Origin of the sequence: Sporomusa sp. GT1 (assembly GCF_014634905.1) — a bacterium.
Lineage (GTDB): Bacteria > Bacillota > Negativicutes > Sporomusales > Sporomusaceae > Sporomusa > Sporomusa sphaeroides.
Genome location: NZ_BMBX01000027.1, coordinates 1 through 24,477 on the forward strand (window position 1 = coordinate 1; position 24,477 = coordinate 24,477).

Annotated in this window: 24 protein-coding genes and 3 tRNA genes; 3 read left to right on the forward strand and 24 right to left on the reverse strand. The window is 46.7% G+C overall.

Features of this window, described 5'->3' with window-relative positions; translation table 11 throughout:
- The coding region (locus GT1_RS18825; protein ID WP_188400012.1) for a collagen-like protein at nt 1–1,129 on the forward strand (1,129 nt) is incomplete at its 5' end.
- 166 nt (nt 1,130–1,295) lie between these two features.
- Here the strand turns inward: GT1_RS18825 and GT1_RS18830 are convergent.
- Complete coding sequence (locus GT1_RS18830; RefSeq protein WP_223226373.1) at nt 1,296–1,712, reverse strand: cupin domain-containing protein; 417 nt, start codon at nt 1,710–1,712, stop codon at nt 1,296–1,298.
- 217 nt (nt 1,713–1,929) lie between these two features.
- Here GT1_RS18830 and GT1_RS18835 point away from each other — a divergent pair, with 217 nt between their 5' ends.
- Nucleotides 1,930–2,127, forward strand: coding sequence for a hypothetical protein (locus GT1_RS18835; RefSeq protein WP_075757317.1), 198 nt, complete (start codon nt 1,930–1,932; stop codon nt 2,125–2,127).
- A 144-nt stretch (nt 2,128–2,271) separates the two neighbouring features.
- Here GT1_RS18835 and GT1_RS18840 read toward each other — a convergent pair whose 3' ends face one another.
- The 20 genes from GT1_RS18840 to GT1_RS18935 all read right to left on the reverse strand — a co-directional run bounded on the left by GT1_RS18840 (nt 2,272) and on the right by GT1_RS18935 (nt 19,342).
- Nucleotides 2,272–2,541: a hypothetical protein gene (locus GT1_RS18840; RefSeq protein WP_188400013.1), complete on the reverse strand. Its 270-nt coding sequence runs from the start codon at nt 2,539–2,541 to the stop codon at nt 2,272–2,274.
- Between the two features lie 125 nt (nt 2,542–2,666).
- A complete protein-coding gene (locus GT1_RS18845) occupies nt 2,667–3,443 on the reverse strand; it encodes a Zn-ribbon-containing protein (RefSeq protein ID WP_188400014.1) in 777 nt (258 codons plus the stop codon).
- Nucleotides 3,444–3,490: 47 nt separating this feature from the next.
- Nucleotides 3,491–4,036, reverse strand: a complete 546-nt coding sequence (locus GT1_RS18850) for a hypothetical protein (RefSeq protein WP_188400015.1) — start codon at nt 4,034–4,036, stop codon at nt 3,491–3,493.
- 109 nt (nt 4,037–4,145) lie between these two features.
- Nucleotides 4,146–4,874, reverse strand: coding sequence for a polysaccharide deacetylase family protein (locus GT1_RS18855; protein ID WP_188400016.1), 729 nt, complete (start codon nt 4,872–4,874; stop codon nt 4,146–4,148).
- A 252-nt stretch (nt 4,875–5,126) separates the two neighbouring features.
- Nucleotides 5,127–5,202: transfer RNA gene (locus GT1_RS18860), tRNA-Arg, on the reverse strand.
- Nucleotides 5,203–5,220: 18 nt separating this feature from the next.
- Nucleotides 5,221–5,294, reverse strand: a tRNA-Gly gene (locus tag GT1_RS18865).
- A gap of 21 nt (nt 5,295–5,315) precedes the next feature.
- Nucleotides 5,316–5,392: transfer RNA gene (locus tag GT1_RS18870), tRNA-Pro, on the reverse strand.
- Nucleotides 5,393–5,505: 113 nt separating this feature from the next.
- Nucleotides 5,506–6,063, reverse strand: a complete 558-nt coding sequence (locus tag GT1_RS18875; protein WP_188400017.1) for a Fe-S-containing hydro-lyase — start codon at nt 6,061–6,063, stop codon at nt 5,506–5,508.
- A 12-nt stretch (nt 6,064–6,075) separates the two neighbouring features.
- Nucleotides 6,076–6,921 (reverse strand): fumarate hydratase, encoded by an 846-nt coding sequence (locus GT1_RS18880; RefSeq protein ID WP_075757308.1) that lies wholly within the window; start codon nt 6,919–6,921, stop codon nt 6,076–6,078.
- Nucleotides 6,922–6,986: 65 nt separating this feature from the next.
- On the reverse strand, nt 6,987–8,033 hold the full coding sequence (gene citC, locus GT1_RS18885) for a [citrate (pro-3S)-lyase] ligase (RefSeq protein ID WP_188400018.1): 1,047 nt from the start codon (nt 8,031–8,033) through the stop codon (nt 6,987–6,989).
- Between the two features lie 363 nt (nt 8,034–8,396).
- Nucleotides 8,397–9,935: a citrate lyase subunit alpha gene (gene citF / locus GT1_RS18890; RefSeq protein WP_188400044.1), complete on the reverse strand. Its 1,539-nt coding sequence runs from the start codon at nt 9,933–9,935 to the stop codon at nt 8,397–8,399.
- Between the two features lie 8 nt (nt 9,936–9,943).
- Entirely contained in the window at nt 9,944–10,816 is an 873-nt protein-coding gene (locus GT1_RS18895) for a CoA ester lyase (protein WP_188400019.1), read from the reverse strand.
- On the reverse strand, nt 10,816–11,106 hold the full coding sequence (gene citD, locus GT1_RS18900; RefSeq protein WP_188400020.1) for a citrate lyase acyl carrier protein: 291 nt from the start codon (nt 11,104–11,106) through the stop codon (nt 10,816–10,818). The genes GT1_RS18895 and citD overlap by 1 nt, the downstream gene beginning before the upstream one ends.
- A 19-nt stretch (nt 11,107–11,125) precedes the next feature.
- Nucleotides 11,126–12,067 carry an alanine-tRNA synthetase second additional domain-containing protein gene (locus tag GT1_RS18905; RefSeq protein WP_223226374.1) on the reverse strand — a complete coding sequence of 314 codons (942 nt, stop codon included), beginning with the start codon at nt 12,065–12,067 and terminating at the stop codon, nt 11,126–11,128.
- An 18-nt stretch (nt 12,068–12,085) separates the two neighbouring features.
- Nucleotides 12,086–13,330 (reverse strand): methylaspartate ammonia-lyase, encoded by a 1,245-nt coding sequence (locus GT1_RS18910; protein ID WP_188400021.1) that lies wholly within the window; start codon nt 13,328–13,330, stop codon nt 12,086–12,088.
- A 165-nt stretch (nt 13,331–13,495) separates the two neighbouring features.
- Nucleotides 13,496–14,944 (reverse strand): methylaspartate mutase subunit E, encoded by a 1,449-nt coding sequence (locus GT1_RS18915; protein ID WP_188400022.1) that lies wholly within the window; start codon nt 14,942–14,944, stop codon nt 13,496–13,498.
- 23 nt (nt 14,945–14,967) lie between these two features.
- The gene (gene glmL, locus GT1_RS18920) at nt 14,968–16,350 is read right to left on the reverse strand and encodes a methylaspartate mutase accessory protein GlmL (RefSeq protein WP_188400023.1); all 1,383 of its coding nucleotides are present in this window, start codon (nt 16,348–16,350) and stop codon (nt 14,968–14,970) included.
- Between the two features lie 16 nt (nt 16,351–16,366).
- Nucleotides 16,367–16,777 (reverse strand): methylaspartate mutase subunit S, encoded by a 411-nt coding sequence (gene glmS, locus GT1_RS18925; protein WP_075757301.1) that lies wholly within the window; start codon nt 16,775–16,777, stop codon nt 16,367–16,369.
- A 5-nt stretch (nt 16,778–16,782) separates the two neighbouring features.
- A complete protein-coding gene (locus GT1_RS18930) occupies nt 16,783–17,760 on the reverse strand; it encodes a GntR family transcriptional regulator (RefSeq protein WP_075757300.1) in 978 nt (325 codons plus the stop codon).
- Between the two features lie 370 nt (nt 17,761–18,130).
- Complete coding sequence (locus tag GT1_RS18935) at nt 18,131–19,342, reverse strand: hypothetical protein (RefSeq protein ID WP_223226375.1); 1,212 nt, start codon at nt 19,340–19,342, stop codon at nt 18,131–18,133.
- A 359-nt stretch (nt 19,343–19,701) separates the two neighbouring features.
- Between GT1_RS18935 and GT1_RS18940 the strand changes: the two genes are divergently transcribed.
- Entirely contained in the window at nt 19,702–20,415 is a 714-nt protein-coding gene (locus tag GT1_RS18940) for a FadR/GntR family transcriptional regulator (protein WP_075757299.1), read from the forward strand.
- Nucleotides 20,416–20,569: 154 nt separating this feature from the next.
- On the opposite strand, the gene buk is transcribed toward GT1_RS18940, so the two are convergent.
- Genes buk through GT1_RS18955 form a run of 3 tightly spaced genes read right to left on the reverse strand, consistent with a single transcriptional unit; the run spans nt 20,570 to nt 24,314 of the window.
- The gene (gene buk, locus GT1_RS18945; RefSeq protein WP_188400024.1) at nt 20,570–21,646 is read right to left on the reverse strand and encodes a butyrate kinase; all 1,077 of its coding nucleotides are present in this window, start codon (nt 21,644–21,646) and stop codon (nt 20,570–20,572) included.
- Nucleotides 21,636–22,565, reverse strand: a complete 930-nt coding sequence (locus tag GT1_RS18950) for a phosphate butyryltransferase (protein ID WP_188400025.1) — start codon at nt 22,563–22,565, stop codon at nt 21,636–21,638. Before GT1_RS18950 ends, buk begins: the two co-directional genes overlap by 11 nt.
- 27 nt (nt 22,566–22,592) lie before the next feature.
- Nucleotides 22,593–24,314, reverse strand: coding sequence for a methyl-accepting chemotaxis protein (locus GT1_RS18955; RefSeq protein WP_188400026.1), 1,722 nt, complete (start codon nt 24,312–24,314; stop codon nt 22,593–22,595).
- Nucleotides 24,315–24,477: the final 163 nt, after the last annotated feature.

Sequence of the window (24,477 nt, forward strand, 5' to 3'; positions counted from 1 at the left end):
CGGACCGACTGGACCTACTGGCGAAACTGGAGCTACCGGACCGACTGGACCTACTGGCGAAACTGGAGCTACCGGACCGACTGGAACTACTGGCGAAACTGGACCTACCGGCGAAACTGGACCTACTGGCGAAACTGGAGCTACCGGACCGACTGGACCTACTGGCGAAACTGGAGCTACCGGACCGACTGGACCTACTGGCGAAACTGGAGCTACCGGACCGACTGGAACTACTGGCGAAACTGGACCTACCGGCGAAACTGGACCTACTGGCGAAACTGGAGCTACCGGACCGACTGGACCTACTGGCGAAACTGGAGCTACCGGACCGACTGGACCTACTGGCGAAACTGGAGCTACCGGACCGACTGGACCTACTGGCGAAACTGGAGCTACCGGACCGACTGGACCTACTGGCGAAACTGGAGCTACCGGACCGACTGGACCTACTGGCGAAACTGGAGCTACCGGACTGACTGGACCTACTGGCGAAACTGGAGCTACCGGCGAAACTGGAGTTACCGGACCGACTGGACCTACTGGCGAGACTGGGTCTACTGGCCCAACTGGACCTACTGGAACGGCTGGTCTATTTATGGTCCCATTCTCTACTGGATATACTGCTATCGCAACCCCCACAACAAATGCAGCTGGCCAATCTTTGCGCATTGCAGTTACTGGTTTTGGGGAAAGTGGACTCAACATTGCACTAGGAGCGCCTAACGGCAATACTTTTTCGCCTGTTATAGCTGATGATTTTTATATGTTTACCTTACCTGCTGACGTAATACTCACTAAGATAGTGGCAAGCGTGGTGAACGGTGCAGCTATTGATCTCACTGCTTTTAACAACCTTGTTCCCTATATTGTTATTGCGACTGCACCACCTAATAGCAGAAACTTCACATTTGTTCCAGAAACTTATTTCGATACAGCACCATACCTAGGGGGACAATTTTACGCCATTAATACTACTATTGTAAACGGCGAATCAAATGACATTAGTGTTACATTGACAAAGGGAACACAAGTCATGATCTGCCTGGGACTTAAAATGCCCGTAGGTCCATCATTGGCACTAGCACCAACGATGGGATTTAATGGCGGTCTGATTATGCGTTTGGCATAAATTTAAGTACCAGTATTTTGGTGCTCAGATTATAAATTCCATTGTAAAGCGGCTGGTCAATTGACCAGCCGCTCTTTCGTCATATCGATACCGAAAATACCGTTTCTTTACTATTAAAAATGTCAGCAATTCTGAATGGGGCATGCTCTAGCCGCGGGCTGTTTAGTTAATAACTGTGTTCGTGTTCGTCTTCCTCGGCATCTGCCTTTGTTAGATGTATTGTTCCTTTTGGATGTTGGGGTGGCGCATAGATTGAATACAGTTTCAACGGTCTTTCCCCAGTATTAATTAAGTTATGCCAGGTCCCTGCTGGAATAATAAAGGCATAACCAGGGCCTACGTTTTTTTGGAAACATAAATCATTTTTGCGAAGACCCATTTTAACAATCCCTACCCCTTTTTCAATACGAATGAACTGATCAAGATCGGAGTGAACTTCCAACCCGATTTCACCGCCAACAGGAATACACATTAGAGTTAGCTGCATAAATTCGCCCGTCCACATAGTGGTGCGAAATGCCTTATTTTGTTTTGCTGCCTGCGCTATATTTATAACAAAAGGTTTTGGACCATGGTCAGACAATTGATATCATCCTCCTTTTCCGGAGTTTATTACCATTATATGACGCTGCGCAGAATTAGGTGATGTAATCTATTATGTCTTCCATACCTGTCCTTGTCCCATGTAATAGTAATAATATTACATTTTAAGCAGGAATATATTGTAAGTTAATCGTATTTTATAATTGGAAAATATTAACATAGTAATTAATATATAGGAAGTTTTAGAGGTGGTTCATATGCCATTAACCAAAGAGCAAAAGAAAAAAATTTATGAAGAAGAACGTGAACGTATTAGAGCCAGAGAACGCATCGAAGCTGAACGTGCTCGGCGCAACCAGCCAAAATTCCCAAAGATAAAAGAACGGATAAAAAATTGGATCATTGTGTTAGGTTTTTTTCTTATGCTTTACATTGTATTAGGTGGAAATAACTAGCCAATCATGGACAAGTCCCTTATTCCTGTCCCACACAGTGATGTTTAATCCATTGTTTGCAATCCTTTAACAATTCGATTACCTTCTTCTGCTCAGATTGTGCTGCAATCTGAGTCATAAAAAAAAGCCGGCTATTATACCGGCTTATATATTAATAACCTTTTTAAGTCTATCTATCTCTCTGTCATGTTTACGTATTAATAAGTCTTGTGTATCAACCTTCATAGCTATAGTATTAAGCTTCTCTATTATCATATCATTGACATCTTGTTGAACTTCTCTAGCGTCAATTAAAGCCTTTAACATAGTACCGTGATTATGTTCTATGCGTGTTGTAGCAGCTTCAATACGTGCTTGTCCCGCTTTGAGTTCCTTAATCTCAGCAAGCATCTGTTTTAGTAATTCTTCCACCATACCACCTCTTAGCAATTATTATAGCATATCAGGCCTGCCACGATAACGAAGTTCGAAAACTTTTCTTCCATGACAAATCCGCCCTTGCCATCCTCTATTGTCTTATAAGTAATAAATACTTATTGCTAGCCTATTGATCGAACTGACCAAGCAATATTTGATAATAACCTGCAACTGTCACACTGAAAATTAAATAATCCATGAAGTGGCTCTTGGAGTAACCATTCCCCTTTACATGATGGACATTTCCTTGCTTGCTCTGTTTTCAGTCCCTTACCGCTTGATTTCAGCAGATAATAGTATGTAGGTACTCCAGTCGTAACGGTTATTCGGTTACAAATCTCTCTTCCTCTTATTGCGAAACTACTATCGTGTTTCGAAAGTTGAGCAAGGCCAAACCGTTCTCCTGTACTGCAATTCATTTGAAGAGTATCACAGGCTTTATAATCGCTTTCCCAGGTAATGATATCCCGGTATTCATCATCCCTGGTTGCCGGCAATCGATACAGAGGTATACTCCCAAAACAAATTCCACACCGGATAGGTGATTCAAGTGATACATATGTCGTATATAAAATATAAGATTTCGGTTTTTCACATTTGCATATATGATCGCTACATGACTCTGGCCCTAACACTTTCCAAGTATATTCAATGCCTAACTCATCCATTTTATTAAGCCATTTTAGGACATACGTATTTGCTAAACACTTATCCAAAGAATTCTCTCCGGGTACAAGAAGAAAGGTCCGGTATCTATCTCCAGCACTTACGACGGGAAACTCTCGACCCAGAATCTGCCCGTTCATCCTTAATGCGCCTAATAAATGATCAAGTACCTCCTGTATTTGCCCAGGACCCTGCGATACGGCAGGTTTAAAGATACCTTCTACAACAAACATGAGTCCATTCTTCCTTTATTAAAAGATTCCACAAGTAGCATATTTGATTACTGCCTATCCGCTTCATGCAGCGGCGTCCTTTTCCACCGATATTCATTGATGAGTTTTGGTTCAAAGTTGTCATATTCGGAGTTATAGCAATGCACGTGAGGGCATGGAATATTTACTGATTCCTTCTTCAATTCCATTCTGTCAATAATATGTAGGTGGTCACCTGTAAAACCATATAAATATATGAGGTTATGCCGATCATAAACGATCGTTGTATTTGTTTCAGGTGAATGAATCCATATATCATGGCGTGCGTCATTCTCAAAGAAGTCTTTATAGCAATTAAGCAGCGTACTGACTTCATCATAAGTAATTTCCCCACTTTGGTATCTACCTTCTTCACATGAATGTGGGGTGTGCAGGACATACAAGATGTAAAACGGTCCATTGCACACGCCTATTAAATCTAACATTATATCAATATGGCTTTGCGTGAGTCCCAAAACAATCCTTTCAGAGCTACTGTTTTGCTCCACATTATATATGTCAGCGTAATGATACTCCTGGGATTCACTGTTGCAGTGACTGCCAAATTTAAACATTCATTCACATCCTTGGAATTCACAAACTCATTTATTATACTACTTCTATTTTCTTCCCTTGTCCTTAAAAACCTTTATGAATAAGTAGCAGCCCCAAACCATCTCCTGCTTAATTTTTAAAAGGACTACTAAAAGGCCTGAACGTATGCCCAACCTCATTGTACTGTAATAATTCGCTTACGGTAACAAATGTATAACCGCGCTCCCGAAGACCGTCTATTATAGTACCAAGTACGCGTGGCGTTGGAATTGGATATTGTCCATCATGCATTAAAATAATACTTCCAGGCTTTACTTCTTTATAAACTTCATCAATAATTCTCTTTTCAGGTGGACACTCCCAGTCTCGTGTATCTATTGACCATAAAACCACCTGATAGCCCCGTTCTCTGGCTATCCTAATCACTCGTTCGTTGCAAGCTCCCCCGGGAGGTCTGAATAAAGTCGGCATAGCAGTAATTGGCAAGATCACTTTTTCCGCTTTTTCAAATTCCTCTTCAATTTTTTTATCGCTTAACTTTGGTAACGACGAATGACTATAAGTATGAACTCCAACTTCGTGACCGTCGGCTATTTCTTGAGCAAAAATTCGAGGATTATTCTCAACGTTTTTTCCTAAAACAAAGAATGTTGCCTTTACGTTTTTGTCTTTTAAAATTGCAAGTATTTCGGGAGTCACCTTAGTGTGTGGTCCATCATCTATTGTCAATGCAACGACTTTCTGAGTAGTAGGAACTTTAGAAATTATTTTAGTGTCGTTGGATGACTCCCTATCTATTAGCACAAACATTGCAGCCATTATTACTGCAGCGCATAGCATCAAGTGAAATCTTCTCATGTGTACTTACCTCCTACAACATATTTTTATTGGTAGTAAAAACCTTCATCAGAAGCACCTCACTGTGCCAAATATATGCAAGGTATACTCAAATATTTCACTAAATTTAAGTTATTGACAAAAAAAAGCCCCAACCCGGAGGTGTGGCTATTTGATGGTGTAAAGTGGGAATAAATGATGATAGAAATACCATAAATAAACATTTATTTACATAACAAAAAGCTTCCGATTTCTCGGAAGCCTTGATTTCTCTGGCACGCCTGGTAGGAATCGAACCTACGACCAACCGCTTAGAAGGCGGTTGCTCTATCCTCTGAGCTACAGGCGCATAATTATGAAAATAGAATGGAGCGGGTGAAGGGAATCGAACCCTCGTAGCTAGCTTGGAAGGCTAGTGCTCTACCATTGAGCTACACCCGCAACAAATGGTCATATATAATGTGGTCGGAGCGGCAGGATTCGAACCTGCGACCCCCTGGTCCCAAGCCAGGTACTCTACCAAACTGAGCCACGCCCCGTAGTCACAAAACATATTATACTGATATTTCAATTGTTTGTCAAGCAGCTACTTGTAAGGTATTTTTTACTGCTGCCCGACACCTGTTTCGGCATTGGGCAGCAGCCTGTTATTTTACAGATTGCGGTATTTAGCCTGTCCTTCATCATAGAAGTTCCGGCCTTCACTGTCAATAACAACAATGGCCGGGAAGTCTTCTACCGTTAAGCGGGACAATGCTTCAGGTCCAAGATCCTCGTAAGCTACTACTTCATATTTCTTAATGGTTTTGGCAATAAGCGCCGCTGCGCCGCCGGTGGCGGCAAAATATACGGCACCATGCTCTTTCATGGACTCTACCACTTCCGCCGAGCGATAGCCTTTGCCAATCATGCCACGTAAGCCTTCTTCCAGCATACGCGGAGTGTAAGCGTCCATACGGCCGCTGGTGGTGGGGCCGGCCGAACCGATAGCATTGCCTGGCTTGGCAGGAGCCGGACCAACATAATAGATGATCTGGTCGGTGAAATCAACCGGCAGCTTCTCACCTGCCGCCAAGGCTTCGGTCATACGCTTGTGAGCAGCATCGCGGGATGTATAGATAGTGCCGGTAATAAGCACCAGGTCACCGGCTTTAAGTTCACGGGCTTTTTCTTTAGTCAGCGGGGTGACTATTTTAATAGCTTCTTTCATCTGGCGTTCCTCCTACAATTCAACTTCGGCATGACGGGTGGCATGACAGTTGATGTTAATCGCCACAGGCAACCCGGCAATATGTGTTGAATAATATTCAATGTTAACAGCCAGCGCTGTCACCCGGCCGCCAAGGCCTTGCGGACCGACCCCTGTATTGTTGACAAGCTCAAGGAATTCTTGTTCCAGCTTGGCGTACTCTTCATGCGGGTTGCGTTTGGTAATAGGGCGCAGCAAGGCTTTTTTCGCCAGCAGGGCCGCTTTTTCCATAGTGCCGCCAATGCCAATACCAACAACGATCGGCGGACAGGGATTAGAACCGGCGTTAAAGATGGTATCAACAAGGAATTTCCTGATTGCCGGCAACCCATCGGACGGCTTGAACATTTTTAAAGTGCTCATGTTTTCACTGCCAAAGCCTTTGGGAGCCAGGGTAATTTTTAATTTGTCACCGGGAACAATGCTGGTATGCAGTACTGCCGGAGTGTTATTCCCGGTATTCTTACGGTTAAACAGCGGTTCCATAACCACTGATTTGCGCAGATAGCCTTCGGTATAGCCTTTGGCTACCCCGGCATTAACGGCATCTTCTAAGTTGCCGCCGGTAATATGGACATCCTGGCCAATTTCCATGAAAATTACCGTCATGCCGGTATCCTGGCAAATAGGCATTTGCTCGTCACGGGCAATACAGGCATTTTCTACTAACTGGCCGAGAATGGCTTTGCCCAGGGGTGATTCTTCTCTTTCCTGGCCTGCCTCCAAGGCGGCGCGGATATCATCTGTCAAATAATAGTTGGCATCAACAGCCAGTTTAGCTACAGCGGCTGTGATTTGAGAAGCTTCAATTGTACGCATCATATCCTCCTTTTTAACGGTTACGCGTAACTCGTTGTACGATTCGAACAGGTTTAAGGGTTGCATTAATGCCGCGAATGACTGGCTTTAATGCGGGCAATGACAGGCTGAGCCTCCGGTGACAGCAGATACTGATAGGTTGTTGCCGGCACCAGTTCTTTGATGGCAGGCCAATTTTCCTGGCGCACAAGTTCTCGCACGCGCGAGGCACTGATAGGCTCACTGCCGCTCATAATCCGGGGCATAACAGTAAGACTGATTCCATATTGCGGCAGTAGGTCAGCCAAGGCTTCGTTATAACTGGAAGTTGTCGCACAATATGGCTCATCACCGACATACCGCCTGTCAACACCAAGTGCCGGCGCAATGTAGCGGGCAAATACCGTGGCATCCAGACGGGTCTGAGCTTGAAAAGCAGCCTCCCCCCGGGTAAAGTAAGCGGGAAAGGTCGCCGCGGAAATAATATATTTTCCGGCAGGCAATACCAGAATATTATCAAATTCGGCCAAACCTTCCTGTACCAGGCGCAAGCGTACTTCAAAAGGAAACAAAGACCGCTCTTCACTGACAACCAGTACAACAACTGCCTTATTATCTGCGGCTGCCTTGGAAATTACCGCTTTGTGCCCCAGGGTAAACGGGTTGCAGTTGACAACAAGCGCCGCTCTGGGACCTGCAGGCAGGCTTTCAGCCTTTTTAGCTATTTCCCGGCAATATTCCTCAATCGAACCTAAGCCTGCTTCCAGCAGCACGGCGTGCGGTTCGGCGCGGGCAATTTCTTTAAAACCTAATCCGGCGAACATCGGAGCGGCAGTAGGTTTGGTGTAAATAAAATAATGATATATGCCGTGCTGTCTGGCCTGCTGCATCAGTTGGCTTACCACATTGGCGGTTAGCCCTTCTCCCTGCAGCCGGGGTGAAACAGCAATATTCCGCAGCACTTCACCTGCCAGCGAGCCGGTGGCAACCATCTCCTCATTCTGAAAAAAGGCTACCGTATATTCAACAGCACCGTCAAAAGTGAGGTCAAAGTCTGCCAAAAAGGCACGGACAGCCTCCACTTCCCGGGTACTGTCAAGGTTAATTTCCCGCATATCATAGTTACCCCACATACCACACACCCCTCCTTAAAACACCGGCAGCCATAGTACCTTATCGCACCTAATTCTTTGGATTATATAGCAGTCTTTTTCCGCCCTGCGTTGTTGGCCCACGGGGCATAAGGGCAACATCGGTTTCTGCTGTCGCTATCGCTCGGCACAAACCGTGTTTACTTTATCGTCGCCTTACATATGTCCGATATGCGCGGCTCCTCCGCCTAGCAGGGCGAAAAAATCTTTGCCACCTAATCTCAAATTTTAAATGCGAAAAGGTACTACATGAAAAACCGAGATTGCCACGCTGGCACTCGCAATGACGGTAAGTCACTTGCCAGGAGGCAGCCGGAGCAATCTCAGGTTATGGTCAACATAGTACTAGCCTACTTGTTTTACAACATCAATTACAGTACCGTCACGGTACTCAACTACAGCAACAATTTTGTCCTGCGTGGAGATGCTTTCCGGTACACCGGCAATTTTTTCAGCCAGTTCTTTTAATTCTTCCACAGTTTTAAGCGGTAAACCTGCCGCTTTAAACTGCTCGTACAAATCGGTCCGGCGGGGATTAACCGCAACACCGCGTTCGGTAACCAGCACGTCGACGGTTTCGCCGGGTGTGGTTGCTGTCAGCACCCTGTCCATGATGATCGGCAGGCGGCCGCGCAGCAAATTGGCAACAATAATGGTTACTTTAGCACCGGCGGCAGCATCGCTGTGTCCACCGGAACCGCCCATAACCACACCGTCGGAACCTGTTACAACATTGACGTTAAAATTGGTATCAATCTCAGTAGCACCCAATACTACGGCATCTAATTTGTTTACGGCTGCCCCCTGGTTGAACGGGCTGGCATAAAAGTCGGCTCCCACTTCCAGGTGATTGGGATTGGCTGCCAAAGAGCGTACGGCTTCCAGGTCAAATCCTTGCACGTCAATAAGCTTCTTGAATAAGCCGCACTCCAGCATTTCCACCATATAGCCGGTGATCCCGCCTAAGGCAAAACTGCCGGTGACATTGGCTTCTTCCATCATTTGGCGCACATAGTAAGCAGCAGCCAGTGATGCTCCGCCCGCTCCGGTCTGGAAAGAGAAACCGTCTTTAATAAGTCCGGCGGCTTTGATGACTTTCGCGGTAGTTTCGGCAATTTTAAGTCCCACCGGGTCGCGGGTTATCTTGGTTGTGCCGGACACTATCCCTTTGGGGTCGCCAATTGAGTCTACTTTAACCACATAGTCCACCCGGGTTTGCGGAATGGAGATAGGAGACAGCGGATAAGGCATCAGGTTATCGGTAATAGCCACCACATGATCGGCGAATTGCGCGTCAGGCATGGCATAGCCCAGCGAACCGCAAGCCGCAGGACCTTCGATACCATTCAGATTGCCATAGTCGTCAGCTGCCGGAGCAGCAATAAAGGCTACGTCAATTTTGAGCTGGCCGCATTCAATGGCGCGGCCCCGGCCGCCATGCGTTCTCAGCACAACCGGGCGGGGGAACTCGCCCCGCGATACGGCCTGGGCTACCGGACCGGACATGTAGTTGGTGTCAAGGCCGGTAACCACACCGTTCTTAACATGCTCAAGAATGGGTGCATGCACCGGGAAAACAGAGCTTAAAGCAACAGTCAGATCTTTAATTCCCAGCTTGGCAGCCACTGCCAGCACCATATTTACAACACCGTCACCATTTCTGAGATGATGGTGAAAAGACAAGGTCATACCGTCGGTAACAGGGATGCGTTTAAATACGGTTTCCAAATCATCTGCCAGTTTTTGCTCACCAGGCAGAATCCGTTTCACTTTAGGCGCCCGGCGCTCCATATCAGGCATGGTGGCAAAAGCGCCGGCAAAAGGCCGTACTTTGCCATACCCCTCAATATATTCAGGCAGCTCGCGGCCGATGGCATTTTTCAGTTGATTCATTATACGCCCTCCTTTGCCAGGCCCAGCAAACGGGCTAAATACAGGATACGTTCCGCTCTGGCAACAATGGGCGCATCCACCATTTTGCCGTCAAGCGAAGCTACGCCTGATCCTTCGGCTTCGGCTTTACGGATGGATTTTATCACCCGCTGTGCCCAGTCAATATCCTTCTCAGTAGGATTAAACACTTTATGGATGTCGTCAATTTGCCGCGGATTTATGGCTAATTTGCCTTTGAACCCAAGCTGTTTGGCAAGTTCGGTATCCTCAATCAGACCTTCCCGGTCATTTACATCGGTAAACGGGGTATCGATCGATTGAATGCCGGCAGCAGCGGCACTATTGACCACAATGCTCCTGGCACTGAAAATTTCGGTTCCTTCTTTGGTACGTTTGGCACCAAGGGCTGCGGTATAGTCTTCCGCGCCAAAAGCCAGCGCCACTACCCGCGCATCTGCTTTGGCAATGCGGTAAGCTTCGGCAATACCGGCAGGAGTTTCCAACAGAGCAATCAGCTTAACCGGGGGTTGTCCCGGCTGTTCGGCAGCTGCTGCCATACGAACCACTTCAATAATATCTTCCGGTTTTTCCACTTTGGGAACAAGCAGCGCATCCGGGCGGCAAGGCACAATTGCCTCGATATCTTCCCGGGCAAAGGTGTCAAGGGGATTGATGCGCACTACTTTTTCACTTGCGGCATAATCCACGGTTTGTAATGCTTGGGCAACCAGCAGACGGGCAGCGTCTTTTTCCTGAGGCGCTACTGCATCCTCCAGGTCGAGAATCAGGGCATCGGCCCCGAATACGCCGCCGTTTTGCAGCATGCCAGGATTGTTGCCTGGCATAAAGAGCATAGTCCGGCGCAAATCCATTATATCATCTCCTTTTGGAGAATAATGCCGGCCCGGCTCAGAGCCGTGAGGGTACGGGCCTGAATTGTGCAGTCAAGCGCCCCTCTGTCAACGGCTTTAATATATACATCGGTAACATTTTGCTTGGCAGCTACGGCGGCAATGGCTTGCTTGATCGCCTGACCGTACTGGGTCAAAACGTTGCTCTCAAGCTCGATAACGACACCGCTGCCTTTACTGCCCGGCGCAACTGTTATCATAATATCATTCGATTCTAAAGTACCGGCTTGCGCCGGTTTGAGTGCATTCATACTAACCTCCTGAAAACCTCTAGCAATTGATGGTATTTAAAAGTGTAAAGCCATCAAGGGTGTCAGACCTCGGTCCAACAAGACCGATAATGAGATAGGTACGGGTTTTAGGGTCATATTTATATTCCGGAACAAGCCGGAAATTCTCAATATCTTCGGTATTACGCACATGAGTGCGCGGTCCTGAACAGGACCAGGACAAATCGCCAATCTTAATATGGCCTTCATCACAGTAGCTGATAGCTATTCCTTCATCAATCAGCTTCTTAACCTTAGTTTCAACTTCTTTAATATCGGCAGATAGCTCCAGCGGATATTCAAGGACAAAACCGTGATGGACATCACGATGGCTAAATTCCAGAATAGCGCCATACTCTTCCACCAGAATGCGGTTGGTAAGGTCTTCCGCCGTATGTGCCATCTTGCGGAACTGCAAAGTTTTGACAACAACGTCGCGTATTTCCTGCGGCACCGGCCCGAACACCGTCGGCCTTACAACAATAACCTCGCCGCCAACGCCGATGAGTACATCGGCGTTGGTTTTGAGCATAGGATACAAAAGATCAAAATGTTCGACGATAACCCGTTTATTATGAGTCAGCGCCAGGGTAACAGCTTCAACCAATTCGTGTATTTGCGTAAACGCCAGTTCAAACCGGATATCCACATGATAGGTATGGCTTGAAAAAAAGCCTCTGTCGATATTTTTGAGAAGCGGCAGTGGTCTGATATTTACGCCGTCGTCATCATTGGTAAGCTCAAGACCGGGAAACATGCCCTTGACCAAGGATGATTTGCCTGCGCCGGCATCACCGATAATACCGATAAGCCGGTCAAGCGGCGATAAATACCGTTCACTTAATTGCTGTCCCAAAGCGTACATCCGGTTGCGTCCACGCGGTGCAAAATAACTGGAATACATCAGTTGATTGCCGTAACCTGGCATCGTGGCAGACTTCATAAACGAGCTCCCCCTTTATTACTTACGGGCGTTACGTACTGCTAAAATACGTTGCATTTCATTATAAACGATCATATAACCTTCGTCTACACCCATACCAGGTTTAGCCAGAATTTGTACAGGCTTGGTAGCCATAGCAGCGTGGACGCATACTTCGGCTGAACGGTTAGTTTCGTTGCAGGTGCCGCCTTGATAAGCGCCAACCCCTTTTTCATGGCAGTACAGTACAGCTTCGATGGTGTTGTTGATGCCGCCAAGGTCAGGAGTTTTGATTTGCAGCATGTCGCCGGCGCCTTTATCGGCAAAGTCTTTGATGTCTTGCAGTGTGTTGCACCATTCGTCGGCAACAATTTCAACATTGATTTTTTCTTCATGCAGACGGGAAGTAATTTGGGCAAGTACTTCAATTTGTCTTTCACGCTCTTCCACGTCAACAGGACCTTCAATGCGGAGTTTTAAAGGAGCTGCGGTTTTTTCCAGTTCACGCATATAGGTTACAATGCGCTCAACATCGTTGTTGAAAGCCTGGCCGATAGTGCCATACACGTCAATATGCAATACCGGCTGGTACTCGCCAGTGGTTTTGAGCTGTGCTACACGATCTCTCAGCCAAGCAACATATTTAACCAGCAGTTCGCCGTTTTCGCCCAGTTTTTCTTTAACATTATTGATAAGACCATGCGGCAGTACTTCAGCGGCTTTAATAATCATTTTGTCAACATTGTTATAGCGGTCATCGCCGGACTGGGTGAAGATAGCAATGGCTTTGTCGCTGACGGTAGTATTGTATTCTTCGGCAACCACTTCGCACATGAGTTGTTTTTTCGCTTTGGCAACACCGTCAAGGATGGCCTGGGTTACGCCATAACGCAGTGCGGTATGAATCCGCTTGCCACTCTCGTCGTTCAGGCTGTCAATTTCTTCGGCAAGCGTTCTGAAAGAGGAAAGCTCACGGCCAACCAGACGGGGCTTAATCATTTTTTCAATAACAGGAATGAAGTCGTCGGCCAAGAACAGCGGGTCGCGTCCGCCTGCACCGCTGTATTGAACGGCTGCGCAATCGCCGTAAGCAATTTGTCCGTCTTCAAGAACAAGCATTACCGATACAGCTTCGCCGGCTTGGCGAACTGATTTAAAACCTTCGGTAATAGGTTGTCCAATGTAAGTGAAACCGTCATGGCCAGCGCCGGCTTTGATCGCCCGCTGATCGTCAAAATAAAAACCGGTACGGCCTTTGGAGCATACTACGTCAACTATTTTCATGATAAAATCTCTCCTTATTTTTAAAAATGCAGGGGTGAGATTGCTTTGCCTTTGCTTGACAACAGATGAGATTGGTACCCTCCTGTAGCTATTGCAATACTGCGCAGCAATCTCACCCCCCGATTTTTCTTAACTTACTATATGGACGGCGTTCTTATATCCGTATTACGGACGGCCTACCAGACGGCCTTTGGAGATGGCATAGATATCATCAATTACCATCTGGAAGCTTGCTGCACGGCCTTCTGCCTTGGCACGCTCAGCAATTTTGTCCTGGTGGAAAGCAACAATATCAGGCGTGAACGGCAGGTTGCCAACGTCAAACAGGCGAACAGCGCCATAGTTGTCACGTGCAGGCAGAATTTTGTTCAGGCTGAATTTGCTTGGTGCAAACGGTACGTCAAGTACACCGGCTTCAAAAGCGCGTACAGTACCGACAGCATAGTCGCCATTGCCCAATTCGAATACCTTGTCAAGAATGCAACGGGCTTCAGCTTTAATCATGTTGATTTCAAGCTCCAGCTCTTTAGTTTGCGGGAATACCTGATCTTTAAGCATGTTGATCATTTGCTTGGTAGTTCTAAGGCCCATAGCATTGGCTTCCTTAGTCGGAATACCCAGTGCTTCGTGCGGGGTCTTAACAATAACCTTGGTAGCTTTGGAGAACGCCGCAGCCGCAGCACCCCAGGAAATTACGCTGAAGGCTTTAGCTTCATCTTGCGGGAAGCCGCCCATCCATTGATGGAAAACAGTAGTAAGGACCATATCTTGATAGCCATGCTTGGCCATGTATTCTTCACCAAGTTCTTCCAATGCTCTGATAGCAGCAATGTCTTGTACCAAGTTACCGCACTGACCATAGCCCAGGGTAATATTTTTTACACCCTGCTCGGCAGCAAGGATACCTTCAATTACAGCAACCGCATGGGAAATGCTTGGCGGAACTAAGGTACCTGTCAACGGTCCGAACGGCTCGCGGTTAATTTCGATACCATGCTCAGCATACAGACCAGTCAGACGGTCGCAATACTGCCAGTCAAAAATGGTTTTTTCCAGAGAAACGCTTTTTGCGTACGGGATATTGTAGGAAATACCGCCACCCTCGTAAGAGGTGTAACCGGCAGCCATGGTGATTTCCGCCAACAGTCTGGCATCAGGAGTGCCATGACGAACCTGAAGCGCTCCGTCTACGCTTTCCACTACGCGGCGAACGCCTTCTACACCATGGTTAACAGCCGGGAAGCCATTCAAGAGCGAACGGCCGGCCTTGAGGCTTTCTTCGATGCCGTTTTGGGCTTCTTTGTATTGGTTTTGACGAGTGTAGCTGTCAATAGTCGAAGGCAGAAGATCAGCTTCCCCTTCTGTTCTAAGGAAGTTCAAGAGGTTGATATGCTCATCAATCAGAGCAACACCTGCACGCGGCTGAGTAAGGGTTTCCCCGTTTTTCTTAGCCTTTACCAACAGCTTGGCAAAATGACGCTTGGCCGGAATAGTTTCCTGATATTTTACGCCTTCTTCAAAATTTACACCTTCACCAGTTGGCCAGGTTTTGAGAACTTCTGCGCGAATGGCATTAAATTCGTCAAGCGACCACTTTTTATTCTTAAGTTCCATGCTAAGTAGCCTCCTCTAATCATTTATTTCGTTACGATATACTTTTTCATCATCCGTACAGCAACCTGCGGATATTCTTCTCCCAACAGGCCCATTGCGGACATGATATATTCTTTGTCAATAGGGAACCGGGCTTCTTTCGGTTTGAGCACCAGCGGATCGGCTTCATCAAACAATATGCCTTTTAAAATTTCTTCCGGCTCGGGATTGTTGACAATAACCCCGCCTGTGCCAATTACTGCCGTCACTTTTGTCAAATCCTTGCCCTGCTGGACAAACGTGCTGCCCATTGGCGTAAAGTAGCTAGTCAGGTGTCCGACATGCCTGTCCGCCCCCAACCGCACACAGGCTTTGCCCATGGCAATTTCAATCCTGGCCTCGGCTTCGGTTTGCGGCAGGTAATCAATATCAGCTTCCACTTTTAACACATAGGCCGCAGCTTCTGCTTCGGTAACTCCGGCAAATTCGGCAATCAACTCAGCTCCGGCTGCCTTTAACAGCGCTCCGGCACTGTAGCGCATACCCAGGTCGCCTTCGACCGTGCGCTTGCCAAACGGTTCAGCCAGACCTTTTAAGTTTACCCCGCCGACCGTCGGGTCGCCTTTGGCAATGGAATAGACATCAGTAGTTGCCCCGCCGATATCAACAACCATCAAATCACCCAGACCAGGCTCCTTGCCCGCTCCCTGACTTAAGAGCTCAGCGGCTCTAAGCACGGCAGCCGGTGTCGGCATTACCATACGGTCAACCATTTTATTGGCCCGGTTCAAGCCTTTTGCTTCGGTTATCCGCTTCAAAAAGATATCCCGGATCACGGCGCGGGCGGGCTCAATATTGAGTTCATCCAGCTTTGGCATAACATTTTCGGTAGGACGCACTACAGAAAGCTTTTCTGATAGAATTTTGACCACCGCCGGGGCTATCGATTTGTTGCCTGCCACGACAACAGGCACATCCAGCCCCAGTTCAGCGAGCATCCTGGCATTATGCAAAATTACTTTTTGATTCCCGCCGTCAGTGCCGCCGGCCAAGAGAATGATGTCCGGCTTAAGTCCGGCAATTTCTTCAATCTCATATTCATTCAGTTCATGAGTAAATACCTTCAGCACCTTGGCACCGGCTCCCAAGGCAGCCCGTTTGGCTGCTTCAGCAGTCATCTCAGGCACCAGGCCGACAGCTATCATTTTAAGCCCGCCGGCAGCGCTTGAGCAGGCAAGCACCTTCTCAAACTCCAGCTTGCCAGTCTTGGCAGTGAGTGCGGCTAATGCTTGATTCAAACCGTCCATAATATCTGTCTCGACAGTAGTAATACCTCTGGCAGTACCTAACACTTGCTCCTGTTCAACGTCTACTGCTGTAATTTTGGTATATGTACTGCCAAAATCGATAAGCAAAACGTTATTCAAAGCAAAGACCCCTTTATTATTTCAAGTCCTCTTTCAAATCGGCAAGCACTTGCTCAGGCAGTGTGCCTGGCGCATATACTTTGTCATAGCCCATAGCAAGGAACTTTTTCTCAACTTCAGTAAAATCAGATTTACCAACAACCAGGTTACCGCCAACATACAGCAGAATGTCTTCAATGCCGGCTTCACGGCAACGGTCTCTTAAACCACGGCAGTCAATTTCGCCGTGTCCATAAAGCGAAGCCACCAAAATTGCCTTGGCATCGGTTTCGATTGCCGCATTAACAAATTCTTCCTGAGGCACCAGCACCCCCAGGTTAATTACTTCATAACCGGCCGCTGTGAGAGCATGGTTGAGGATTTTGTTGCCGACTGCATGGCAGTCAGCGCCAATTACGCCTAAAATAACCTTTTCCTTGTTTGTCATCTCCACTACTCCTTTGCTTTATCAGTCTCTGCTACCAACCGGCCGATGACCTGTTGGAGCGATCCCTGGTCTATTTCGTAGTAAAAAGTGATGATATCCTGTGTTTCTGCAGCTGCCTGGCGTACCATTTGCTTCATCGACTCGGCGGCAATAATGACCTTATACCCGGCTATACATTGCCTAACCTGCTCCCGTTCAGTCCCGGTACAGGCTTTCAGCCCAATACCGTTACAGCCAATCTTGGTCAGGAGACGATCAAGCGCATCCACAAATTCCTGTGTTTTAGCAACAACAGCCACCTCAGTACCAGGCTGCAGTCGGGCCAGCTTAATGACCGCTTCGAGATTGGGTACAGAAGCCACAGCCAGCAGCTTGGCGGTATTGCCAAGCACCCCCGCAACAACCGACTGGTGTTCCGCCGTCGTGATCACCAGATCACAGGCGGCCAGAAATTCAACCTTTACCACACCGGCTAAGAGGTCTGACAGCACTACCGGTTCAAATTGCGCATGCGCCGTTTGACTGAGCTGAGCGATGAACTGTTCCACATATTCCAGGGTACAATCCACAACAGCCACCCTGAGCTGCCTGGTTGACAGTTCGCGTTCTTTGGCCCGGATGGCGGTAATGTTGGCAAACTGTTCCACAGTAAACCCCAGTTCAACCACCTGTACCATTGCCGCGTCAATAATTTTGAGCGCCCGTTCAATCCGGCTGCCTGCGACATCCGCGCCAGCCGCCGTTATATCTCCAGCCTGTCCGCGGACAAAAGTACCGCGTCCCTGCCGGGCCTCAAGAACTCCTTCAAGCAAAAGTTCCTTATAGGCAACACTGACGGTATTGCGGCTAATGCCCAGTTCTTCGGCCAAACTGCGTTCTGTCGGCAGCTTATCGCCTTTTTGGTAATAGCCTGTCTTGATTTTGTCCAAGATGTACGCTTTTACCTGCAAATAAATAGGTATGCCAAGTTTTTGCACAATCATAATATCATCATCCCACCAAATTGGACCATTGGATTAATCCAATTTGAATTTCTAAAGCTATTATCTCATACCATTTGCGAAAAAGCAAGAAAATTCTACAAAAAAAATACTGTATTCATTAAACTTTTTTTATCTGCTTTTCACCTCTGAAAATAGTGTTTCCTGGCTATGTATTTTTAGCCGTCCGCCAGGTCTTATGTTGGCACGCAAAACATATATATCTTGTCAGGACAAAACCAAGAGGGGTTATAACAAAACTTGGGGCACGCCTAAGCGTGCCCCAAGTACAAATCATGCATCAGCAACCCTATATTATTGTCTTTTATTCTAACCTACTGATATATATGGCATTTCGACTTCTGCCTTACTTTTATAGTGCTTCTTCGTCAATTCCCATTTCTTTGCGCTTTCTGGCATTGTTCCTGATTTTGATGGTACCGACGATAATTTCCGGAATAAGTACGAAGAATAAGCCGATATAACCAACCGAGCCGTAACCTTTTACGACAATATTGGTCAGGCCAAAAATCGATATGCCTGTACAGATTGCAATCGTGACAAACGAAACAAAAATTCTGCGCACCCGGAGGCTTTCAAACATACCTTCAGGCTTTATCACCGATTCAAACCGGGCAACGGCAGCAAAGGTCAGCGCTACCCCGCTGCCCAGCAAGGCAACGAACAGAATGAGGCTATACAGCACTTTCAGCCAGTCTATGCCAAGATGGGTAGTGACATAGTATACCGGCAGCGTCTGTTTCACAGAACCGGGCGCAAAACCAAGCAGCATGAGACAGACAAGCAACAGAAAGACGCCATTGAACAATGTGCCGAAGAACATGAACCAGTTGCATTCCTTGGTGGTCTTAATATTTTGCGCCGCCGACAGCATCGGCATCGCCGTGAACGATTGGAACCCGACATAAATAAGCATCAGCCAGACGGCTTCCCCAAAACCGGTGCCAAAGGTTTCCTTGGTAGCGATAAAATTCTGCCATTGGAGCGCGCCGGCCTCAATACCCAGATAGGCAAGCAGGCCAAGGGTGGGGATCAGGAAATAAGTCTTGAAGTTCAAGGCCTTAATAATCAAACCGCCGCCGAAGATCGTCAACAGCAAGGTGATGAAACCCACTGACGTAATACCGATACCGTAATTAAGTCCCATGGTACTCTGGAGCAGGGAGCCCGCACCCGCTATCGCCGTGCTTACGGCACAGGCGATCAGCATAAGGTTCCCGAATTCAAATATAATTCCAAACTGCTTTTCGTACGGGTGATAGAGAACATTGGCATAGGCTTTATAGTTGTATGCCTTGTGATCTTTGGCTAACACAAGGGCATTCCGGTGGCCCCAGCCTAAAAGAATCATAGCGATTATTGGCAGAAAAACGGAATACCAGCCAAATTTAACATAAAAGTTGACTTCCTGGTTGCCGGTGGCAAACCCCCCGCCACAGTGGGTGGCAAACCAGACCGCCCCCATGGAAAGTCCGATTCCCCACCCCATTGACATCGGTTTTTTCCTGCCTGGTTCTGCATTTCCCGGGCCGGTCATCTGCTGCCCGTTATTGATATTACTCATCCTCTCGCCTCCAATGTATGTAGTTCACCGCCGCCTTTAATGGCCTAAAAATAATAAAGTTCGTTGTTGGCATACTCTTCCTTTCTTGATATGATATTACCATCATACTATTGTGTAAATAACCTGTCAATCGCGAAAGATATTCTGGCATCGGTGTTACCCTTATCCTGTCCTAGCAGAAAGTTATGCTTGCTGTCAGGACAAAAAAAACCGCCGTAAAGGCGAGATTAATAATTCCATAATTATGAATCTGAAAAAAATTGAATCTTTAAACTGAAAACTTTTACCTGTCGAGTTGAAAAATATTTCAAATTCATGTAATATAAATAAGATATCCTAGATTTACCGGAGGATCAACTATGGCTCAAATTAAAAAAGTCAAATTATCTGATACAGTAGTCGAAGAAGTTTTAAAGGCTCTTGAAAACGGCCGGTTTAAGCCTGGGGAAAAAATCCCGTCAGAAAGTGTTTTGACAAAAGAATTTGGTGTCAGCCGGACGACCTTGCGAGAAGCATTTCAAAAACTTGAATTATTGGGCAAAATGTCTATTCGCCAAGGTGACGGAACCTATGTAAACGATGGTCCGCCACCTACTATATATAACCATATCAACTCTGCCTTCATATTCGGCAATACCGATATGACCAAGCTTTTGGAAGCCAGAGAATGTTTAGAGATGTATGCGATAAAATTAGTTGCCAACCGTGCTACCGCCGAGGATGTTGCCAGACTCTATGAGAGTATTAGCTCAGAAAAAGATAACTTGACTCCCCAAAATTTCCCAAAACAGGATTTCTTATTTCATCAGCTGCTTATTGAATTAAGTGACAACCCGATTCTTTTGGGTTTCTGGACTTCCATCATGTCTCTGATTAAGGAAGAACAAACCCGCATAGCCAATATACCGGGTGTGCCGGAACAAGCATGGGAAACCCACAAACAGATTATTAAAGCCATTGAAAAAAACGATGCCAAGAAAGCCCAAGCTTGCATGCAGCAACATTTATCCTTATTGCCGGGAATTGTTTTATCAGATGTTTCTCACAGAAAAAGCCGGGAAAATAACAAATAGGTTCTACGGAACCATACCAATAAAAATAGCCCCTTCCAGGGGCTATTTTTATTGGTATGGTGAGTCAAGACTCCCGCCGCTACAGGCGGTGTCAGTTCAGGTGGAGTCGACTCTCCACCTGAACCCACGATGTTTCAGCAAAGCTGGAACAAGTTCACTGGTATACTTTGGCCTGCTCCTCACCGCTAAGCACTCGCAGCGCCCCCTCCGCCAAAGCAATCATTTCATTTTCTCCCGGAACAATCTTAATATCGGCGATGAATTGTACCCGGTCTGTAATCAGTTTGACAAGCAGCTGATCATATGCAAGGCCACCGGTCAGAACAATAGAATCCACCCGGCCGGCCACTGCGGCCGAACCTGCCGCAATCTCTTTGGCAATCTGATAAGCCATGGCTTCATAAACAAGTTTTGCTTTGGCATTACCTGCTGCAATCATTCTTCCCACTTCCCTGCCGTCATTGGTGCCCAAATAACCTACTAATCCCCCTTGGCCGACAAGCAACTTCCTGACTTCACTCATTGAATACTTCCCGGAAAAGCACAATTCAATCAAGTAGCCGGTAGAAATACCACCTGCCCGTTCCGGGGAGAATGGCCCCTCTCCGCAAAGGGCGTTATTGACATCAACGACTTTTCCTCCTGTATGGACACCGACAGATATACCACCGCCCATATGGGCAATAATTAGATTAACTTCATTATACGGTTTTCCCAACTCCCTGGAGATTTTACGGGCAACCGCCTTCTGGTTCAACGCATGAAAGATACTTATCCTGTCATAAGCGGGAAGACCGGATATTTTCGCAATGTCGGCAAGTTCATCAACCACCACCGGATCAACAATGAACGCAGGAATAGCCAGAGTATCCGCGATTTCCTTCGCAATGATTCCACCCAGGTTCGAAGCATGCTCCCCCCTGTGGGCAAGACGCAGATCTTTGATCATGGTTTCGTTAACCGCATATGTGCCGCCTTCGATGGGTTTTAACAAGCCGCCCCGCCCCACTACGGCATCCAGGATATCAATAGCTATGTTGTTTTCAGCCAATAGTGTAAGTATCCCATTTTTTCTAAACTGGTATTGTCCAATCACAGTTGTAAATGCTGCCAGTTCCGCATTCGAATATCTGACTACCTCTTCATACAGCAACTGTTCATTGTCATAGACCGCCACTTTGGTGGACGTTGATCCTGGATTGATTGCTAATATTCTAAACTTATCCTTCATAGCTTTTTTCCTCCTCACTTTTACTTGCCATTAAAACACCGATTGCTATGGAGTTGAGCTTTACAATATCGGAATCGGCCCGTGATGTCAAAACAATCGGGGCTTTAGCGCCCACGATGATTCCCGCTATTTGGCCTCTTGCAAAAAACACGATGGATTTATACGATACATTTCCCGCTTCGATAAACGGCATTAGCAGAATGTCGGCATTACCTGCCACCGGCTGGGTAATGCCCTTATGTTTAGCGGCCTCTGGTGATACTGCATTATCCAAGGCAAGCGGTCCTGCGACAAGGCAGCCTGTTAGTTCGCCGGCTTGGTTCATTTTTACCAGTGCCTCGGCCTCCAGGGTAGCCTTCATCTTGGTATTCACTTTTTCTACCGCGCAGATACAAGCTACTTTGGGATTATCATTGCCAAGTGCATTAGCAACTTGTACTGCATTTTGGATGATCTGCTTTTTTACCGCTACATCTGGTTCAATATTCATGGCCGCATCGGTAATATAAAACAATCTGTCATAGCCGGTCACACCGGCTACCGCCACATGAGACAGTACGTTTTCCGTCCTAAGCCCGAATTCTTTATCAAGTACAGCCTTTAGTATTACGGCAGTATCTACCAGTCCTTTCATAACTATTTGCGCTTCTCCCTGTGCAACCAGTCGTACCGCCGTTCTACAGGCTTCAATACTGTCTTTTTGGTCAATGATTTTGAACTTATCTATAGCAATATGGTTGTCTTGCGCGATCTGCCGGATTTCAGCCTCATTGCCGACTAATATGGCGGCAGCTATCCCTAATTCCCGGGCACTATTGACTGCCAGCAGCACTTCACAGTCCTGGGCAACTGCCACAGCAATGGTTTTAGGCCCTTTCAGCTGAGAAATCTTTACAATTTCTTCGAACCTTGTTATCATGCACTACCTCCTCCAGCTAAAATGGGATTAACTAATTTGGAACTTATTTATCGTTGTCTGGAAACTCTGAGCCAGCTTGGCCAGGCTCTGGCTGGAAGCGGCAATTTCCTCGATGGCAGCCGAGTGTTCTTCGGTAGCTGCCGTTACTTTTTGGGCTTGTCCAACTGCCGTTTTACTGCAATCGTCGACATGTTCCACAGAGGCTACCACTTGTTCACTGCTATTTGCCAGTTGCTCTATGGCAACAGAAATATCCTGCACTTGTTCAGATACTTGTGTTACCAGTGTTGCTATTTCACTGAACGCATACCCGGCCATAGTTACAGCCTCTGTTCCCACCTTAACCTCCCGGGTACCTTCACTCATTGCAACCACTGCTTTATTGGTATCCTCCCGAATTTCAAAAATCAGAGTGGCGATTTGCTTTGCCGCTTGCTGAGATTGTTCCGCAAGATTTCTCACTTCTTCCGCTACCACCGCGAAGCCTCTTCCCTGCTCTCCCGCTCTGGCAGCCTCAATCGCAGCATTAAGCGCCAGTAAGTTTGTCTGCCCGGAAATGCCTGATATTGTATCAACAATCTGGCCAATTTCCTGGGAGCGTTCACCCAGTTTCGTGATAACCTGGGCAGAATGGTTTACAGTCTGTTCAATATAAGTCATTTGATTGACAGCTTTCACCACAGAGGCATTACCTTCTTGGGTTTTATCGGCGGCCTTGCATGAGATTTTCGATACATGGCTGCTATTAGCAGCAACTTCGGTGATACTGGCTGACATCTTTTCAATTACAGTGGTTGCAGCATCGATTTCGTTCATTTGTTTTTCTACACCCTGGGCAATATCATTAATTGATCCGGCCACCTGGGTTGCCGCCTGAGCTGAGTGTTCAGCGCTGGCGGTCAATTGCTGGGAAGCTGCCGCCAACTGCTCTGAGGATTGAGCCATCATTACCACCATATTGCCAATGCCTTTGGCCATTGCGTTAATAGCACTGCTAATCTCACCAAATTCATCAGGTCTGTCAGCAGCGATAGCTAACCTTAGATCGCCTGCCGCATAGCGTTTTGTTGAATCAAGAATGGAATGTAAGGATTTTTTTATATAGCCGGGAATGGTGATTGTCAAAAATCCGGCAATAAGCATAGTTACAGTACCAATGACGGCAGAAATCATGATAATTTTTTGTATAATTTCCCGGATAACCGCCAGGCGGGATTTAACAATTTGCGTATTTTCCTCAGCTAACATGTGGCTGCCTTTCATAATCCCTTCAGCAAAAGGTACATATTTTTTTCCGATTTCAACAGACTGGATTTGTAATGCTTTAGCCTGTTCCAAATTACCGGCTTTCTGTTCGGCCATTTGCTCCCGGATAATTGTCACAAATTCACTTTCTGTCCCCTTTGTATATATAGTAGTGTCGCTTATCAGTTTTTCTACTACAGGCTGTTCTGCCGCATCAGTTACTGCCATAATCTGTTTTTCTATTTCAATGGCATTATTTAACTTTTTACTAAAGTTATCTAACATTTTTTCATTGCCATACGCAACAAAACCCCGTGCCTCACCAATCGCCCCGGTAAATTCATTTTCTACTTTTAATGATAAGGTCAACCTAGTGGTAGCCCTCTCTAATTCTATTACCTGATCACGGATGCCGTTAACGGAGTAATAGGAAATTATGCTTAATACTATAATTGAGAACATCATTGCCATAAAGCCAAGCGTAATTTTTGTACCTACTTTCATATTGCGCCCCATAAAGTTCTGTTCAGCCCCCTTGAATTTCTCATGTTTTTACTATGAGTCTTAGCCTGAGGTCTCCAGCGACCGGCATATTGCCCGGCGGCTGCCTGCTTTACGGAAAATAGCAGCCGCCAGGCGGCCAGGTAATGTAAATTTGGGTGTTTTC